The organism is Clostridium sp. JNZ J1-5, from assembly GCF_053901425.1.
In genome coordinates, this window is the sequence record NZ_CM132773.1 from 1,006,065 (window position 1) to 1,022,889 (window position 16,825).

Sequence of the window (16,825 nt, forward strand, 5' to 3'; positions counted from 1 at the left end):
CCCCTCCCTGTAACTTTATTTGAAACAAAGATTCTATTTGTCTAAATTATACATTTACTTTTATTGAGTCCATTTTATATTCAGAAATAGCTCTAGCTTCAAAATCTGAGCAGCTTTCTATTCCATGCTCTGTTAGATCTAATCCTTCTATTTCTTCTTCTGCACTTACTCTTAGACCTATGGTTACATTCATAATTTTAAACATTATAAAAGTTGTTCCTAATGTCCATATAGCTAATGCTAAAACTCCAATAAGTTGTACACCTAGTAATTTAAATCCTCCTCCATAGAATAGTCCTAAAGAATCTCCACTAGCTGCAAATAAACCTACCGCAATAGTTCCAAAAACTCCATTACAACAGTGAACTCCTACTGCTCCTACTGGGTCATCTATTTTTAATACTTTATCTAAAAATTCTACACCAAACATAACTAATATGCCTGCTATACTTCCTATAATTATAGCCCCCACAGGAGTTACTAAATCACACCCTGCCGTAACTGCCACTAGTCCTGCTAATGAGCCATTTAACGTCATACTCACATCTGGCTTTTTGTATCTAACCCAAGTAATTATTAGTGTTAATATAGTGGCCGCAGCCCCTGACAGATTTGTTGTAATAAATATATGAGAAATTCCTTTTGTATCTATAGCTGATAATGTAGAGCCAGGATTAAAGCCAAACCATCCGAACCATAGTATAAATACTCCCAATGCCCCTAGTGTAATACTGTGTCCAGGAATTGCTCTAGCATTGCCATCTTTATCATATTTTCCAATTCTAGGTCCTATAATTGCAGCTCCCATTAATGCCGCCCATCCTCCAAGAGAATGAACCACTGTAGATCCTGCAAAATCATGAAATCCTATTTTTGAAAGCCAGCCGCCTCCCCAAATCCAATGTCCTGCTATTGGATATATCACCGAACTTATAATAAAACTATAAATTAAATATGATTTAAACTTTGTTCTTTCAGCCATTGCCCCTGAAACTATTGTGGCTGCTGTAGCACAGAATACTGTTTGAAACATTATAAATGCCTCAAGAGGAATTCCAAGCCCTAAGTGTTCATATGTTCCTCTTGTAAACAAATCTGGTACACCTATAAATCCCCCTATATCCCTTCCAAACATAATACCAAAACCGAGAATCCAAAATATTATAGATCCTATTACAAAGTCCATTAAATTTTTCATTATAATATTTCCTGAATTTTTTGCCCTAGTAAAGCCTGTTTCTACCATTGCAAATCCTGCTTGCATAAAAAACACTAAAGCTGTGGCAATCAATACCCAAACTGTATTAACTGATGTTACTAATTTTGATAAATCCATAATATAACCCCCTAATTATTGAAATTCCATTTTTAATGCCCCATCTTTGATAATATATTAATTTTAGCATGCATATTTTAATATATTATCAATAAAAACTTTATGTTTATTATTATATTATCAATAAACATTATAGTCAATTATTAATTTATCAATTAAACCTTTACATTTTTGAAAATTTTATTATAAGTAAAAAAGCTCTGCATTTTATTTCACTTATAAATTCTAAGAAAATGAAAAAAGCCTATGGCAAAACTTGCACATAAACTTTTAAGAATTATTATTCTTTTTTCTATGTTTATCTATTATTAATCTAGTTACTATTAGATATACTATAAGGTTTCCTGGAGTGTTTAAAAGTCCATATATACCCCAAAGCCAGTAGTATTTTTCTCCTCTTTTTTTGGCATCCTTAAACACCCATATTCCCTGAGCCAAAAGAATAGGACTTATCAATAAGAAGGTTATTAACTTTGCTTTTGTACTCATAGGGTTCCCCCTTCACGTTTTAACGCAGCTCTAACAATAGGTACTATGATAAGTGGAGCTGCAGCTATGAAGCCTATTTGCAAATATAAAATATGCTTTACCTCTAAAAATACTGTGGCAACTGCCAATATACCTAGAATTCCTAATGCTGCTAAGATAAAATATAATGTTTCTCTTTTGCTTTTCTTCTTGTAATTTATTTCTTCAGCTTTTACTATAATATCCATTATATTAGTATCAAGATCAAAATCCATATCTGAAATAGAGTCCATTTTTTCTCCAGAACGCTTTAATTTCTCTTCAAACTTCTCTATTTCACTTAAATTATCTCTATTTAAATCAGCCTTTAGTAAATCTTTATCATATTCTTCACCATAGTATTTATCTATAATATGGTCCTTTATGTCTCTATTTTTCTTCATTCTAAGTATCAGCCTCCTTCTAATTCACTAACTATATTTTTAATACAGTTGTGAAGTCTAGATCTTACAGTACCAACAGGGCAGCTAAGTATTTCTGCTATTTCTTCATATTTATAATTATAATAGTGCTTCAATATAAATACAGCTCTCTTTTCATAGGGCATCTTTTGAAGTATTTTTAGAACCTCTCTATACTCTATTCTCGAAATAGCATTACTTTCAGTATCACAATTTTCAGCTATAAATCCTTCTTCAATAGGCACTAAGCGTTTGTCTTTTCTCAGCATATCTCTGTAAACATTTGTTCCTATAATTATAAGCCAGGTGGAAAATTTGGCTTTGGGATTAAATTTTTTTATGTTAACAGCTGCTTTTAACAGTGCCTCTTGAACTATATCTTGAGCTATTTCAGGATTACCTGTCATTTTTATAACATATCCTTTAAGTATTGGGTAATTTTCAACAAGTAAGCTATTAAGGGCACTTTTATTTCCAGCTTTAGCTCTCTCAATCAGCTCTAACTCCTCCACATTTCCACCCTCTCTTCTAGTCATTATTTAAACGTTTATCTACGGCAAAAAGTTCACTAATACGTATTATAATTTATTATTTACGGAGAAGGTAAGAAGTAAGAGTGAAGAGCTAAGAGTTATGGATAAAACTCATAGAGTTTTTTATAATTTATTTTACTTCTTACTTATTCTCTTTTACTTCTTACTTATTCTCTTTTCCCTCTTACCTATTCTCTTTTACCTCTTACTTATTCATCAAATTTATTATTTATCTATTAATGGATACAATTCATTATCCTCTTTTGATATTCTCTTTGCTAAAACTTTAAAAACCAATGCTGTTTCACTTTTAAAACCTTCCATGTTCTTTATAATCTTGCTTTTAGTATTAAAGTTATCCTTATAATTCATAAATACTTCAGAAATATGTCCCATTTCTTCACTATATTCCTTTGCCATTTTTCTAAGATTGCTTCTATCATTCTTTAATAAGTCTGGATATAAAAATTTATCCTCTGTATCTAAATGTATTCTTAATTTTCCCGCTAGAATACTTATATTTTGCGCTATCTGAGCAGCTTTATCTTCTAAATTATTTTGTTTAATTAAATCTTCTATTTGATTTACTACCTGTTGTATTTCTAAATGTTGTCTTTTTAAATTTGATATGTTTCCCATGTCTCTTCCTCCATATAATTTTAAATTTATCCGATGACTACCCGCCCTAAGACTCCCATCTTACTCTTTGAAAGGGATTAGTACCAAGTGAAAAATTTGAACTTTCTGCTTTTCTCTAAGTGGGAGTTAAGGACGGCTACGTCCCTGGATAACGATTTCTAAGCTTTAGCTGGAGTAAAACTCCACCTGAAGCCAAGAACTCTGTTTATATATTTATAATAATAGAATTTCATGGAAAACTATGTAACATTAGTTACAATCTACATTATAATTTTAATTACTTTATTTATAGGCTCTGTTTTAAATGAATGTTGATCTTTACATTCATTTAAAACTTTCCATTAGTGGGTTAAGGCTGTTTTAAAGATTGTTGAGTTCATTATAATGAGAAATTATAATTCTTATTTAGTATAACTGTTGTAGCGTTAAGAATTTTCATTTGTCTGAGCTATGCGAGTTAATGAAAATTTAGCTATAATAGTTATACTAAATTTAGAATTATTTTCGATATTATACGAAATCAACAATCTCTTAAAACACAGCCTTTTCTTTCTTTCTAAACACTGTTATAATTATTAACACTAGTATTAAAGATAGACTTCCGCTGGCTATAAAAGCTTTTACTACTCCAAACTTTTCAGCCACTGAACCGGAAAATAAGCTTCCAAGAGGAGCTGTACCAACAAAAACCATTGAGTATACGCTCATTACCCTTCCTCTGTACTCATCTTTAGAATTAATTTGAAGTGTAGAATTTGCTGTAGTTGAAAAACTTATATTAAATAATCCTGTAATTATAAGAGATAGTGAAGCTAAATAGTAGTATTTACTAATTCCTGTCATAATTAAGAAAATAGATATTACAATAGCACTTATAAACATGGTGCGGATTTTAGGACCTCTCTTGCTTCTTGAAGATACTAATAATGCTCCTACAAGTGATCCAAAACCTAATGCTGACATCAATATTCCATAAGTTTTTTCACCTTGTCCTAATACGCTTTCTGTAAAAACAGGCAATAAAACATTATAATTAAAAGCGAATATCCCCATTATTGTAATCAAAAGTACTGTTTGAATGAGAATCTTATCTTTAGCTATATATATTATTCCATCCTTTACTTCTTTAAAAGCATTTTTATCTGATTTCTTTTCTCTTATATAGGAGTTTACTTTAGTCTGTGTAAGCCCATATATAACAGCAATAAAACTTAACCCATTTAATAAAAAGCACCAGGCCGGTCCAAAAGCAGCCAATAATAGTGCTCCTATAGTTGGTCCAATAATTCTAGCTAGGTTAAATATAACTGAATTTAAGGCTATGGCATTCATTAAATCTTCTTTTCCTACAAGTTCAATTACAAAGGCTTGCCTTGTTGGCATATCTATTGTATTTATGCATCCCAGTATTAGTGCCAAGATTAGCACGTGTTCATATCTAACTTTATGGGTAAAAGCCAAAATAGATAATGTTAGTGCTAATAACATGGATACAGTTTGAGTAAACAAAAGAATTTTCTTTTTTGGCAATTTATCAATTATGGTACCTGTAAATAATGAAAAAAGTGTAAATGGTAAAAATTGAACTGCCCCTAAAATTCCTAGAAGGAATGAGGAATGAGTTAATGATAGCACAAGCCAAGATTGTCCTATGCTCTGCATCCATGTACCAATTAGCGAAAAACACTGTCCAATCCAATAATGTCTAAAGTTCTTAGATGTAAGAGCATGAAAGTTATTGTGTATAATTCTTTTTGAATACATTACTAAATTCATTCACATTTCTCCTTTAGATTTTCAGCAATACCAGCTTCTAATTTAATGTATATCCACCAACACATTATATATCTAGAGGCTATTCTAGGTAAGAAAGTATAAATTACTTCAAATAATTTACACTTCCTACTTAGAATAGCCTCATTAAAATTCGCCTAACCTTCTAAGGTTAGAATCTTTAATTTTTTAATTCTATTTTTATCAATATCTTCTATTATAAATTTAATATTTCCACACTCCACAGTTTCTCCTTTTTTAGGAAAACCGCCAATCTCGCCTATTACAAATCCTCCAATAGAGTCAAAGTCCTCTGACTCAATGTTTGTACCAATCATCTCATTTACTAAATCTATTTTAGCACTTCCATCAACTATATACTCATCTTCCTTAATTACTTCTATTTCATGATGTTCATCATCATCATACTCGTCCTCAATTTCACCAACTATTTCTTCTACTAAGTCTTCCGTGGTGATAATCCCTGCTGTTCCACCATATTCATCTAATACTACAGTCATAGCTATTCTATTTTTTCTCATTTCTTCAAATAACTCTGTAGTTGGTTTAAATTCATAAGTGAAGTATGGTTTTATCATATAATCATTAATGTCGAATTTTCCCTTTGAGCTATCATAAAAAACCAAGTTTTTAATATGCAGTATGCCTACAATATTATCTGTTGTGTCCTTATACACAGGAACACGTGAAAACTGTTCTCTTTTAAAAACTTCTATTATATCTTCATAAGAAGAATTAACTTCTACTGCAACCATATCTGTTCTTGGTACCATAACGTCTTTTACTTGAGAATCACCAAACTCAAAAACATTATATATCATCTGCTTTTCTTCTACTTCTAAAACCCCTTCTTCATGGCTTACATCTACAATTGTTTTTAACTCTTCTTCTGTAATGTAAGGCTTGCCCATCTCAACTTTTCCACCAAACAATTTAACTATTCCATTGGTTACATAAGTAAAGACTAATGCGATTGGGGTAAATATGGTGGTAATTACATATATAGGCCTTGATACCTTTAAGGAAACTTTTTCTGAATTTCTAGCAGCAATAGATTTTGGTGTAATTTCTCCAAAAATTAGAACTAAGACTGTCATTATTGCTGTAGCAATTCCAACACCATTTTGACCAAAATATGTTATGGCCAAGGATGTTGCCAGTGCAGAAGCTCCTATGTTAACCACGTTGTTGCCTATAAGTATAGCACTTAATAGTTTACCTGGATTTTCTACTAATTTACTTACTAAACTTGCTCCTTTAATATTCTCATCAACCATATGTCTTATTCTTATTTTGCTTAAAGACATTAAAGCTGTTTCCGACGCTGAGAAAAATGCTGATAAACCTAAAAAAATAACCAAGGTAATTAACTGCCATGTACTACCGTCTGATTCCAAATTAAAACACACTCCTAATTTTAAATTTTAATTTATTATAACATAAATTATGGTTTTAAGTTAATACCTTTAGCTTTTTTATTCTATTTTTATCAATCTCTTCTATAATAAATTTAGTATTTTCATGCTCTAACATATCTCCTTCTTGCGGAAGTCTTCCAAGTTCACCTATTACAAAACCTCCAATTGAATCAAAATCTTCTGATTCAATATCAGTTCCAATCATTTCATTAACTAAATCTATTTTAGTGCTTCCATCAATTATATATTCGTCTTCCTTTATAACCTGTATATCTGTATCATCCTCATCATATTCATCTTCAATTTCTCCAACTATCTCCTCAACTAAATCCTCCATACTTACAAGTCCAGCTGTCCCACCATATTCGTCTAATACTATAGTAAGTGCCACTCTATCCTTTCTCATCTCTTCAAATAATTCAGTGGTTTTTTTATATTCATAAGTAAAATATGGCTCTCTTATTATGTCATATATATTAAAATTCTTACTATCATCAACAAATACCAGGTTCTTAATATGTATTATTCCAATTATATTATCAACACTATCTTGATATACAGGGATTCTAGAAAACTGCTCTACCTTAAATGTTTTCATTATTTCATCATAGGTTGAATCTATATCAATGGCAACCATGTCAGTCCTTGGAACCATAACATCTTTTACCTGAGAATCTCCAAATTCAAATACGTTATCTATCATCTTTCTCTCTTCTACTTCTAAAACTCCTTCTTCGTGGCTTACATCAAGCATAGTCTTTAGTTCTTCTTCTGTTATAAAAGGCTTTTCTATATCTATTTTTCCTCCGAAGATTCTTAATATTCCACTAGTTATTTGTGTAAACACTATAACTACCGGACTTAATATAATAGTTATAAAATAAATAAATTTTGAAACCATAATCGAAACTTTCTCTGGATCTCTAGATGCCAATGTTTTAGGAGTTATTTCTCCAAATATCAATACAATAATTGTCATTATTCCAGTTGCAATTCCTACACCACTTTCTCCAAATTGGCTTATAGCGATTGATGTTGCTAGTGCAGAGGCTCCTATATTTACAACATTATTTCCTACCAATATGGCACTCAACATTTTTCCTGGATTTTCTACCAGTCTGCTTATCACATCTGCCCCTCTGACCCCTTCTTCTAGCATCTGTCTTATTCTTATTTTGCTTAATGAGGTTAAAGCAGTTTCAGAAGCAGAAAAAAAGGATGATAAAACTATAAGCACCATTAACAAGATTAACTGCATTATTGTTGCTGAGTCCACCGCTAAACACACTCCCACATTCTAATTTTAATCTATACACTAGGTACTGTTTTAAATGAATGTTAATCTTTACATCCATTTAAAACTTTCCATACATAGATTTATTTTACCTAGTTTTCTTACTTCTATACGGATTATAGTTAATAGCTATTATTCCAGCACTTACTAGAGCTAATGCAAAGAAAATATATATAGTAAATTTTTCTTCTGGAATAAATATAGTAGATAATATAGCTCCAGATAGTGGTGTTACAAATTTATAAAGAGTTATTTCTCCTGCTTTATTGTATTTTAATAATGCATACCATAGAGCATAGGCTACTGCTGATAAAACCGCTGAATATAATGTAAGTGTCCATCCCATTGGAGTAAACTTAATTGCACCTGCTCCCAGCTTTGGTAGCCCAAAAATTAGGAGAACTATGGATCCTAAAAACATTTGCCAAGCAGTAACTAGAAAAGGATGTATAGTTTTAGAAAGATCCTTTGCTACAAAGATTCCAATAGATGAAAATATGGCAGATATTATTAAAAATCCTTCTCCTCTAAATGTAAAATCTAAAGTTAAGCTCTTCCCCCAGTTTACAAGTACTATGCCTCCAAACCCTGTAATTAATCCTATTATTTTTGCACCGTTAATCTTATCATCATTATAAATAAAGTGTGCAAGTATAACCACAAAAAAATTTCCTATAGAATTTAATATAGCCCCTTTCATTCCTGAAGTATATTGAAGGCCATTGTAGAAAAATAAGTATTGTAATGTTGTTTGAAGGAGTCCTAAAACTAGAAGCTTTAACACATGATTTTTTTGTATTTTTAGACTTTGCTTCATCCCTAATAAAACTAGTAAAAATAAAATTATTGATGCTCCTAAAAATCTTATACCAGCTAAAACAATTTTAGCTGACATATCACTTGGTACCATACTCAGCTCTGAATAACTTATTTTTAGTACAGGGAATGCACTTCCCCATAGTATAGAACAAAAAACTGCAATTAGAATTACGTATCTCTTATTAGTTAAATATTTTTTTATATCCATATATATATACCTCTCCTACTTCTGCTTAATATATAACTTATTCCATTATAGGCTAAAACACTATTTTTTCAAACATAGACCTTTACTTAATTAAATAGCTGTATAAATTACAAAACTAAAGGATTTAGCATAGAAGTGCAGCTCCTCTTCTATACTAAATCCTGTTTTATTACTTATTAAAAATCATAGTCATTCTCTCTAATAGCTTATCCTTTTCAATCGGCTTTCTAAGATAATACTTAATTCCAAGTTCTTTAGCTCTTAGAACATTTTCAGCATCAGCCTGCTCTGTAAGTATTAATATTGGTATATCTTTATATTTATCGTCGGTTTTTAACTTTTCTATTAAATCAAGTCCATTTTCAAATTTTAGTATTAAGTCCATTATGATTAAATCTACAAATTTACCATATTCCTCAATTTTCTTAAACATTCCCCATTCGCTTCCTGCCTCAACCAAGTTCACTCCATTTTGCTCAACTATAAGTTTTACTTGATGTATAATTGTTTTAGAATCCTCAACAATCATTACTCTTTTGCCAGTAAACATTATACAACTCCCCTTATTCTATAATTATATAAACTAAGTTTGTACACCCTTTTTTCTAAAAAAGTTTTTCACTTCATCCTCCGCCTGTTTCGTCAATTGAGCTAAATTCTTTATATGAATCTGGGAATTTTCATAGATTCCAAGCTTTATTAATTCATTAAAAGTTGAAGCAGCCTTATGAACATCAACTATACTAAGATTTATTGATACTCCCTTAATGTTATGTAATACTCTTCCAACTTCATTCCATTGACTATTTTGAACAAACTCTGTTATTTCATTTATATTTTCTCTCATTTCACTAAAGTAAGTTTTATATAAATCATATATAGCTTCGTCACCTACCCCCATTTCTTCAATAATCTCTTGTATATTGTATCTGCAACTAACTATTTCCAAGCTGTCCCCCTCCTTGTTAATTTAGTTTCACTTTTTGATACACCAGCGTGTTATTATATCCTGTAAATCCTTTAACCTTACAGGCTTGGCCATATAATCATCCATTCCTGCTTCAATACATCTTTCTCTATCTCCCTCCATAGAGTTAGCAGTCATGGCCACAATAGGTGTATGTCTTTTACTTTCTTTTTCAAGTCTTCTAATTTCTTTAGCAGCCTCAAAACCATCCATAACAGGCATTTGGCAATCCATTAAAATTAATGAATATTCATTTTGGAATGCCTTTTTAACAGCTTCTTCTCCATTTGAAGCTGAATGTACTGCCACATTTAACTTATTAAGCTGCATTGCTGCTAGCCTTCTATTAATTTCATTATCTTCAGCTAATAATATTAGAATAGACCTGTCTCCATTATCAAACGGCTCTATATCACCTTTTAAATTTTCATCAATATTATCATTTGCCTCTAAATATTTTAAAGTCTTAAATTTAGCTGTAAACCAAAATGTTGAACCATGTCCTTCTGCACTTTTTACACCTATTTTTCCTCCCATAAGTTCTGCTAGTTCTTTACAAATTGAAAGCCCTAATCCTGTTCCACCATATTTTCTTGTTGTGGAAGCATCTCCTTGAACAAAAGGCTGAAATAATTTTTTTTGTGTTTCTTCATTAAGTCCAATCCCTCTATCTATTACTTTAAACTTTATTACTATACTATCTTTCTCCATTTTTTCTATATCAGCTTTTAAAGTTATTTCACCTTTTTCTGTGAACTTAACAGCATTTGTTAATAGGTTTAAAAGTATTTGATAAAGTCTATCTCCATCTCCATATAGATTAGGAATATTAGGAGGAATATTATATTTAAGTGTTAATCCTTTTTGGTTAGCTTTTATAGACATTATATCGGTAATATTTTGAAAAACTGAATATATATTAAAGTTATAGCTGTCTAATGTAAACTTTTTAGCTTCCATTTTAGAAAAATCTAGTACATCATTAACTATATTCAAAAGTAAATTTCCTGCATCGTTTATGAAAGTTACAAGTTCATCTTTTCTTGTGTGCATAGAATTATCTTTTAAAAGCTCTGCCATTCCAATTATAGCATTAATAGGTGTTCTTATTTCATGGCTCATGTTTGCCAAAAACTCACTTTTAGCCTTATTGGCATCATCTGCTAAATCTTTTGCTTCTCTCAATTCATTTTCTGTTAGTATTAATTCTGTAATATCTTGATATATAGTTATAATATAATTTTCTTCTGGTCTATAGGCAGAACTTAGATACCATCTTTCTCCTATATTTAAATATTTCTTTGATTTTATTTTTTCTCCTATATTATTTGTGTTTTTAAATTCATCCACCCATTGAAATAGAGCTTTATTCATATCTTTAGATACATAACTTAAACTTTTTCCTATAATATATTCTTTATTTAATCCTGTTAGTTTTTCATAGGCACTGTTCACTTCAAGAAAAATATAGTCTATTTCCCCACTTTCTTTATCTTCTATAATCTCATAATAGGCAAATGGATTAATCATGCTTTCAAATAAATGCCTATATTTATTTTCACTCTCAAGAAGTTCTTCTCTTGAATCTCTTAATCTATCTAGCATTCTATTAGTTACACTGGCGAAAGTTGCTAGCTCATCCTTGCCATCTACAGGTATCCTTATAGATAAGTCCATACTTTCTTCAATATTTTTTATACCAGAAGTTAGCTTTTGAAGTCTTGATAATCCAGCTTTCTCAAGAAGAAGCAGAGTAATTATTCCAACTATAACTCCTGAAATTAGCAGAAACATATTAAAAAACTTAATACTTTCTTCTCCATAATTATACATATCTCTTGGTGCTTCTATTTCCAACATAAAGCTTGATTTACCATATAAATCTTTTAAAATGCTATATCCGATCACAGTATCTTTATTTAATGGACTTACAACTATATTCGAATATTCTAATATTCCTAAAGATTTAAATTTAAGTTCACCTTTAGAACTATCAACCTTTTCAACTTTTACAGTCAGCTGTGTTATATTGGATATTTTATCAATTTCTTTGTCACCAATATATCTCCCCATTATAAGCATTCCCATTGTCGGCCCTGTTCCATCACTTCTCAAAATAGGTCTTCCAGCTATAGCCATAAATCCTTTTTCTAGGGGAATAATACCCCTTATTGGCTTATTACTATATTTTAGATAATCTTTATACAAAAAGTGTGCTTTAAAATCTTTTAAAATTTCATCTACTTTCTTCTCTTCTATTTCATTACTTCCTTTGAAAATTAACTTACCTGAATGGTCTATATAGCATATTAAATTTAATTTTGACTGAGCTAATGTAGCAGCACTTAAATTGGATTTTATATATTCTTTATTTGGATTATTAATGAAATTATATGTATCATCCCATTGAGACCAATCCAAAAGAATATTATCTAACTCATATATGCTATTTTGAAACATACCCAAGCCTTGTTGTACATGCTGTTTTATATACTGTTCTTCCAATCTTTTGAACTCTTTACCTAATATTAATCTAGATTCCATGTGTAGTAAACTTGTTAAAACTAAGATAATTAAGCATATCACAATAATTGTCTTTTTACGCATGTTCATATAGTATCCTCCAATATAATCTACTTAATGATAATTTTCAGCATATTTTTACAAGATTATTGAGTTACTACACATATTCGATAAATTCATTCAATTTCCTTCTATTCTTTCACCCAACAGCATAATCTAATAAGTAATAATATGAGTATTTTGCGAAGCAATTTTTTAGTGAATAACTAATAGTGAAAAGTGAATAGTGATGGATATTTTTCTCCGCTTTGCTACGAAAAATTTTAATTTTATTTGATTTGTTAAATTTAGTTGCCCTGTGGGCAATTCCTTTAGAAAAGCTATCCTTAACTATTAACTATTCACTATTAACTTAATAATTTATAAAAATAGTAATGAAAGGATGAAGTTTTTTATGAAAAAAGTATTATTGCCAATGACACTTATCTTATTAACATTTGTTTTGTTAGGTTGTTCAAAATCCCATATTGATATGTCTTATTTAAAGACTCCTTCAAGTATTGACTTAATAAATAATAAAAATGATGAAATAAATTCAATAAAGAAAGAATTAAAAAAATTAGACGAGAGTGGTAATAAAAATGAAGAATTTATAACTAAAATAATTAACAAGATCAAAAGTAGTCCAGGAAGTGCAATTACTTATGGTATAAAATATGAATCAAACAATGCAATTTATAATCTACACTTAAATTATAGTGATATTGAAATAACTGAAGATAATATTGAAGATATAGTGAAGGAAGGATATGTATTTAGTATTTGGATACTTGAGGACGGAAAAGCTGTAACCGCCAAATATGATTTAAATTCCCCAAATAAAATGTCCACTGTTGGAATTGTTTTAGATAACGAAACTTTAAATTATATAAAAGAATATTACAACTCAAATATTTTAAAATAATCAATAAATAGTAATTTGTAAATAAGTAAGAGGTAAGAAGTAAGGAGTAAAAGGTAAGAAATAAGAGATAAGGATAAGAAATGTAATAGTTATAACTTTAGCTATTACATTTCTTAAGAGTATTTAATGTTGATATCAACATCTTTTTAAGAGAAGTACATTTGATTTTTAAGTTATCATATTCTTTAGTTAAATACCCTGTTTGATCTAGTACAACTAACCAGTATTCTGTTTCAGAAGCTTCCTTTAGAGAAATGTGTATTTTGTTGATAAAATCAGCTTTACTTACTGCATATTGTGCTTCATGTATATTAGCACCAATACTAGTGCCGCTTCTAAGAATCTGTTTTGACATAACAAACTCTTTCTTATCATAAACAAGCCATTTATAATATTCAACAATAGAAACAGAAAAGGTTACAGACTGTTTAATTAATTCACTATCCTTCATTGTTTACCTCAAATCACAGTAAATTTTTACTTATACTTCTTAACTATTCCCTCTTATCTATTACTTATTCACAAATTAATTATAAAAAACTCCATGAGTTTTATCCTTAACTTTTACTTTTTCACTCTTACCTATTAACTTCCCTCCAAATTTACAAAAGTAAGTGATTATATAGAAACGCAAATTAGTTCCTCATTAGGAGGAGGTGGAACAATACGCTCCAATAAAGTTCAAATTGAATTGCAGTAATTCGGAATATTCATATATTCTATACTAAAGCATTATATATAAAGCCTTGTTCCAATTCTTCTGTCATAATCAGACCAGGTATCTGGTTCTGTAATTTCTTTAACTTGGGAAACTTTGTTTAAAGTTGCATCTACATAATCTGCATAGTGAACAATAAAAGCTTCTTCTGTATTTGGAGCTTTAGGAGATCCAAATTCTGGTTTACCATGATGTTGTACTATACATCCTTTTATTCTCTGTTTAAAATCTTCACTATACCTCTCTCCACCAGCTCTAAATGCTTCTTCTATCATTCCTATTCCTATAACAATGTGCCCCTCCATCTCTCCTCGCATGGTTACAGAAAAAGGTCCGTCTACGAAGTATTCCTCTATTTTACCTATATCATGAAGTTTTGCTGAAAGAATTGCTACTTCTTTGTATCTACAGTCATACCTATGAGCCATAACCTTGGCCATATACATTACATTTAATGTATGTTCTGCAAGACCACCTCTATAATTATGATGTTGTCGAAGTCCTCCAATTCCCTTTTTAAATCTTTCTAAGAAATCTTCGTTATTAAAAAAATAATCATTTAATGCTATAATCTCTTCACTCTTAAATTCATCATTTGAAATTTTATTTATTTCATTCATTATGCCATCAATTGGTCTTTTAACTACTGGAAGGTAGTCTTCTATTTGAAAGGTATCCTCTATTTTAAATTCTTCAACTTCAAGTGTATTGCCATATACTCCTTTAACCCAGATTACATCTCCTACTTTTAAAGTAGACATTTCATCTACTATAGACGCCTTCAAATCACCAGTCTTATCCCCTATATAAGCTATAAGTTTTCCATTATCTGTTGAAAGCTTCTTCATTATCATAAAGCTTGATTCTACAACAGAATCTCTATTTATATCTTTTGAAAATATAGTTTTCATACTCTCGCCCTCTTTGCAACAAAGTTAAGTAACATTCGGCTATGTTTTAAGATATTGCTGATTTCGTATAACATCAAAATTTAAGAACATAGCTATACTTATTTTTTCAAAAAAACTGTGTTTTATCCCTTACTTTTTTTCCTCTATTAGTTCATTATCTTTAAATGTACCTTCAAATTCTAATTCTCCACTAGGATTATAATATTTTCCTTCACCATTTGCATTTCCATTTTTTAATTGTCCCTTATAATTAATCTTACCATCTTCATAATATATGGTCCCATTTCCATTATATAAACCATCTTTCCATTGTCCTTCATAGTTAAGTTTTCCATTTTCATGGTAAGACTTTCCCATCCCATTAGGCTTTCCATCTTTTACTTCACCCTTATAATACAACTTACCGTTCTCTAAATATATTTTTCCACTTCCATTAGGCTTTCCATTTTCAAGGTCTCCTTCATAATTTACTTGTCCATTATTATAGTAAATTTTATTTTTAGAGGTTTTATTTACTCTAGGAAGTAATTCATTTTTATATAGTATAAAGCCTAATACTAATATAATAATAACTGTTATAAGAGGAATAGCGACTTTTTTATTCATTATAGCATCCCTGCCTTTTAAAATTAGTTTTACAATATATCAGCTCTATTTAAAACATTATAGAATATTACAAGGAATACACAGAAAATCATTCCTGATACTCCATTTGCCATTAATCCTATAAATAGTGCTGCTAAAATAGCCACTGGGTGAACTCCAAGAGATGTTGATACTATTTTAGGCTCCACAATTTGCCTTACTGTGCTGGCCAATATAAATAGTATTAAAATTCCTGCTGCAACAAAGTAGTTTTTAGAGAAAAAATAAATTATAGCAAGTGGTACATAAATAGTCCCCATGCCTAGTATTGGCAAAATATCAAATATTGCAGAAAGAAAACTTAATAATACAGCATATTTAACACCTAAAACTAAAAATCCTACTAAGGTTACTAAAAAGCTTATAAGTACAATAATTAAATAGGAAAGGAAATAATGTGTAAGCATTTTTTTAGTTTCATTTACTGTATTATATACTTTATCATTTTTCTCAGAAGGTATGTAACTAAAAACTTTTTCCTTAAATCCTGTTATGTCTTTTGTAAAATAGTATGTACTTATTAATGTAAAAAATATAACCATGAAAATATATGGTATTGATGAAAAGAAAGATATAATTCCTCCTAATATAGCACTAGTAACACTTATAGTAGCATTAGAAACTTTGGTTATTGTACTAGAAAGATTTTTTTCGATAGCATTAATAATACTTGGATCCAGGTTACTATAATAGGTGTATATTTTTTTATAAAAATTCGGAAATAAATTAGAATTGTTTGATAAATACAACTGTATGTTTTTTGCAAGTTGTGTTGTTTCCTGTATCAAATGAGCCGCGGACCAAAGTAATAACAATGTAATTATAATAAAGAAAGCTATTGTTGTAATCAAAGAAGCTATAGATCTTTTAACTTTAAACTTATTAACCAAAACCTTCGTGGGTTTCATAAGTATTAATGAAAAAATCAATGCTAAAACAAAAGGCAGCGTGTAAGTTAAAGTTTTAAAAAATCCAATAAAAATTACAGTATAAACTATAAAGAAAATAGCGATTTTATCTATTTTTTTGAATAACCTATCCATATATACCTCCATAATAAATTACAAATTTAAGTAATAATATAAATTATAACGCTTTATATACCTATGTCAATTACTTTAACTTTT

At 29.7% G+C, this 16,825-nt stretch carries 17 protein-coding genes; 1 reads left to right on the plus strand and 16 read right to left on the minus strand.

All coding sequences use genetic code 11. The features are described 5' to 3' along the window. Nucleotides 1-46 precede the first annotated feature (46 nt). From ACWW38_RS04865 to ACWW38_RS04920, 12 genes are all read right to left on the minus strand, one after another. Nucleotides 47-1,336 carry an ammonium transporter gene (locus tag ACWW38_RS04865; RefSeq protein ID WP_456259681.1) on the minus strand — a complete coding sequence of 430 codons (1,290 nt, stop codon included), beginning with the start codon at nt 1,334-1,336 and terminating at the stop codon, nt 47-49. Nucleotides 1,337-1,606: 270 nt separating this feature from the next. Further along, nucleotides 1,607-1,825 carry a hypothetical protein gene (locus ACWW38_RS04870; protein ID WP_456259682.1) on the minus strand — a complete coding sequence of 73 codons (219 nt, stop codon included), beginning with the start codon at nt 1,823-1,825 and terminating at the stop codon, nt 1,607-1,609. Then, nucleotides 1,822-2,247, minus strand: coding sequence for a hypothetical protein (locus tag ACWW38_RS04875; RefSeq protein ID WP_456259683.1), 426 nt, complete (start codon nt 2,245-2,247; stop codon nt 1,822-1,824). The genes ACWW38_RS04870 and ACWW38_RS04875 overlap by 4 nt, the downstream gene beginning before the upstream one ends. Nucleotides 2,248-2,255: 8 nt before the next feature. Then, nucleotides 2,256-2,777, minus strand: a complete 522-nt coding sequence (gene sigY / locus ACWW38_RS04880) for an RNA polymerase sigma factor SigY (protein WP_456259684.1) — start codon at nt 2,775-2,777, stop codon at nt 2,256-2,258. 246 nt (nt 2,778-3,023) lie between these two features. Further along, nucleotides 3,024-3,437, minus strand: a complete 414-nt coding sequence (locus tag ACWW38_RS04885) for a hemerythrin domain-containing protein (protein WP_456259685.1) — start codon at nt 3,435-3,437, stop codon at nt 3,024-3,026. Nucleotides 3,438-3,968: 531 nt separating this feature from the next. After that, the gene (locus tag ACWW38_RS04890; protein WP_456259686.1) at nt 3,969-5,213 is read right to left on the minus strand and encodes an MFS transporter; all 1,245 of its coding nucleotides are present in this window, start codon (nt 5,211-5,213) and stop codon (nt 3,969-3,971) included. Nucleotides 5,214-5,368: 155 nt separating this feature from the next. Then, a complete protein-coding gene (locus tag ACWW38_RS04895; RefSeq protein WP_456259687.1) occupies nt 5,369-6,628 on the minus strand; it encodes an HlyC/CorC family transporter in 1,260 nt (419 codons plus the stop codon). A 55-nt stretch (nt 6,629-6,683) separates the two neighbouring features. After that, nucleotides 6,684-7,925: an HlyC/CorC family transporter gene (locus ACWW38_RS04900; protein ID WP_456259688.1), complete on the minus strand. Its 1,242-nt coding sequence runs from the start codon at nt 7,923-7,925 to the stop codon at nt 6,684-6,686. A 106-nt stretch (nt 7,926-8,031) separates the two neighbouring features. Beyond that, nucleotides 8,032-8,970: a DMT family transporter gene (locus ACWW38_RS04905; protein ID WP_456259689.1), complete on the minus strand. Its 939-nt coding sequence runs from the start codon at nt 8,968-8,970 to the stop codon at nt 8,032-8,034. A 169-nt stretch (nt 8,971-9,139) separates the two neighbouring features. After that, nucleotides 9,140-9,520, minus strand: a complete 381-nt coding sequence (locus ACWW38_RS04910) for a response regulator (RefSeq protein ID WP_456259690.1) — start codon at nt 9,518-9,520, stop codon at nt 9,140-9,142. A 33-nt stretch (nt 9,521-9,553) separates the two neighbouring features. Then, nucleotides 9,554-9,919 carry an Hpt domain-containing protein gene (locus ACWW38_RS04915; protein WP_456259691.1) on the minus strand — a complete coding sequence of 122 codons (366 nt, stop codon included), beginning with the start codon at nt 9,917-9,919 and terminating at the stop codon, nt 9,554-9,556. A 27-nt stretch (nt 9,920-9,946) separates the two neighbouring features. After that, the gene (locus ACWW38_RS04920) at nt 9,947-12,550 is read right to left on the minus strand and encodes a CHASE4 domain-containing protein (RefSeq protein WP_456259692.1); all 2,604 of its coding nucleotides are present in this window, start codon (nt 12,548-12,550) and stop codon (nt 9,947-9,949) included. A gap of 364 nt (nt 12,551-12,914) precedes the next feature. Between ACWW38_RS04920 and ACWW38_RS04925 the strand changes: the two genes are divergently transcribed. Continuing rightward, nucleotides 12,915-13,424, plus strand: a complete 510-nt coding sequence (locus ACWW38_RS04925; RefSeq protein WP_456259693.1) for a hypothetical protein — start codon at nt 12,915-12,917, stop codon at nt 13,422-13,424. Between the two features lie 97 nt (nt 13,425-13,521). Here ACWW38_RS04925 and ACWW38_RS04930 read toward each other — a convergent pair whose 3' ends face one another. From ACWW38_RS04930 to ytvI, 4 genes are all read right to left on the minus strand, one after another. Next, nucleotides 13,522-13,875, minus strand: a complete 354-nt coding sequence (locus ACWW38_RS04930) for a four helix bundle protein (RefSeq protein ID WP_456259694.1) — start codon at nt 13,873-13,875, stop codon at nt 13,522-13,524. Between the two features lie 281 nt (nt 13,876-14,156). After that, nucleotides 14,157-15,053, minus strand: a complete 897-nt coding sequence (locus tag ACWW38_RS04935) for an HD domain-containing protein (RefSeq protein WP_456259695.1) — start codon at nt 15,051-15,053, stop codon at nt 14,157-14,159. 129 nt (nt 15,054-15,182) lie between these two features. Then, the gene (locus tag ACWW38_RS04940) at nt 15,183-15,659 is read right to left on the minus strand and encodes a hypothetical protein (protein ID WP_456259696.1); all 477 of its coding nucleotides are present in this window, start codon (nt 15,657-15,659) and stop codon (nt 15,183-15,185) included. A gap of 29 nt (nt 15,660-15,688) precedes the next feature. Next, a complete protein-coding gene (ytvI, locus tag ACWW38_RS04945) occupies nt 15,689-16,741 on the minus strand; it encodes a sporulation integral membrane protein YtvI (RefSeq protein ID WP_456259697.1) in 1,053 nt (350 codons plus the stop codon). Between the last annotated feature and the right edge of the window lie 84 nt (nt 16,742-16,825).

Bases quoted from the DNA above. Each gene is read 5' to 3' on its own strand.
- ACWW38_RS04865 (WP_456259681.1), bottom strand. From the start codon at position 1,336: ATGGATTTATCAAAATTAGTAACATCAGTTAATACAGTTTGGGTATTG.
- ACWW38_RS04870 (WP_456259682.1), bottom strand. From the start codon at position 1,825: ATGAGTACAAAAGCAAAGTTAATAACCTTCTTATTGATAAGTCCTATT.
- ACWW38_RS04875 (WP_456259683.1), bottom strand. From the start codon at position 2,247: ATGAAGAAAAATAGAGACATAAAGGACCATATTATAGATAAATACTAT.
- ACWW38_RS04885 (WP_456259685.1), bottom strand. From the start codon at position 3,437: ATGGGAAACATATCAAATTTAAAAAGACAACATTTAGAAATACAACAG.
- ACWW38_RS04890 (WP_456259686.1), bottom strand. From the start codon at position 5,213: ATGAATTTAGTAATGTATTCAAAAAGAATTATACACAATAACTTTCAT.
- ACWW38_RS04905 (WP_456259689.1), bottom strand. From the start codon at position 8,970: ATGGATATAAAAAAATATTTAACTAATAAGAGATACGTAATTCTAATT.
- ACWW38_RS04910 (WP_456259690.1), bottom strand. From the start codon at position 9,520: ATGTTTACTGGCAAAAGAGTAATGATTGTTGAGGATTCTAAAACAATT.
- ACWW38_RS04920 (WP_456259692.1), bottom strand. From the start codon at position 12,550: ATGAACATGCGTAAAAAGACAATTATTGTGATATGCTTAATTATCTTA.
- ACWW38_RS04925 (WP_456259693.1), top strand. From the start codon at position 12,915: ATGAAAAAAGTATTATTGCCAATGACACTTATCTTATTAACATTTGTT.
- ACWW38_RS04930 (WP_456259694.1), bottom strand. From the start codon at position 13,875: ATGAAGGATAGTGAATTAATTAAACAGTCTGTAACCTTTTCTGTTTCT.
- ACWW38_RS04935 (WP_456259695.1), bottom strand. From the start codon at position 15,053: ATGAAAACTATATTTTCAAAAGATATAAATAGAGATTCTGTTGTAGAA.
- ACWW38_RS04940 (WP_456259696.1), bottom strand. From the start codon at position 15,659: ATGAATAAAAAAGTCGCTATTCCTCTTATAACAGTTATTATTATATTA.
- ytvI (WP_456259697.1), bottom strand. From the start codon at position 16,741: ATGGATAGGTTATTCAAAAAAATAGATAAAATCGCTATTTTCTTTATA.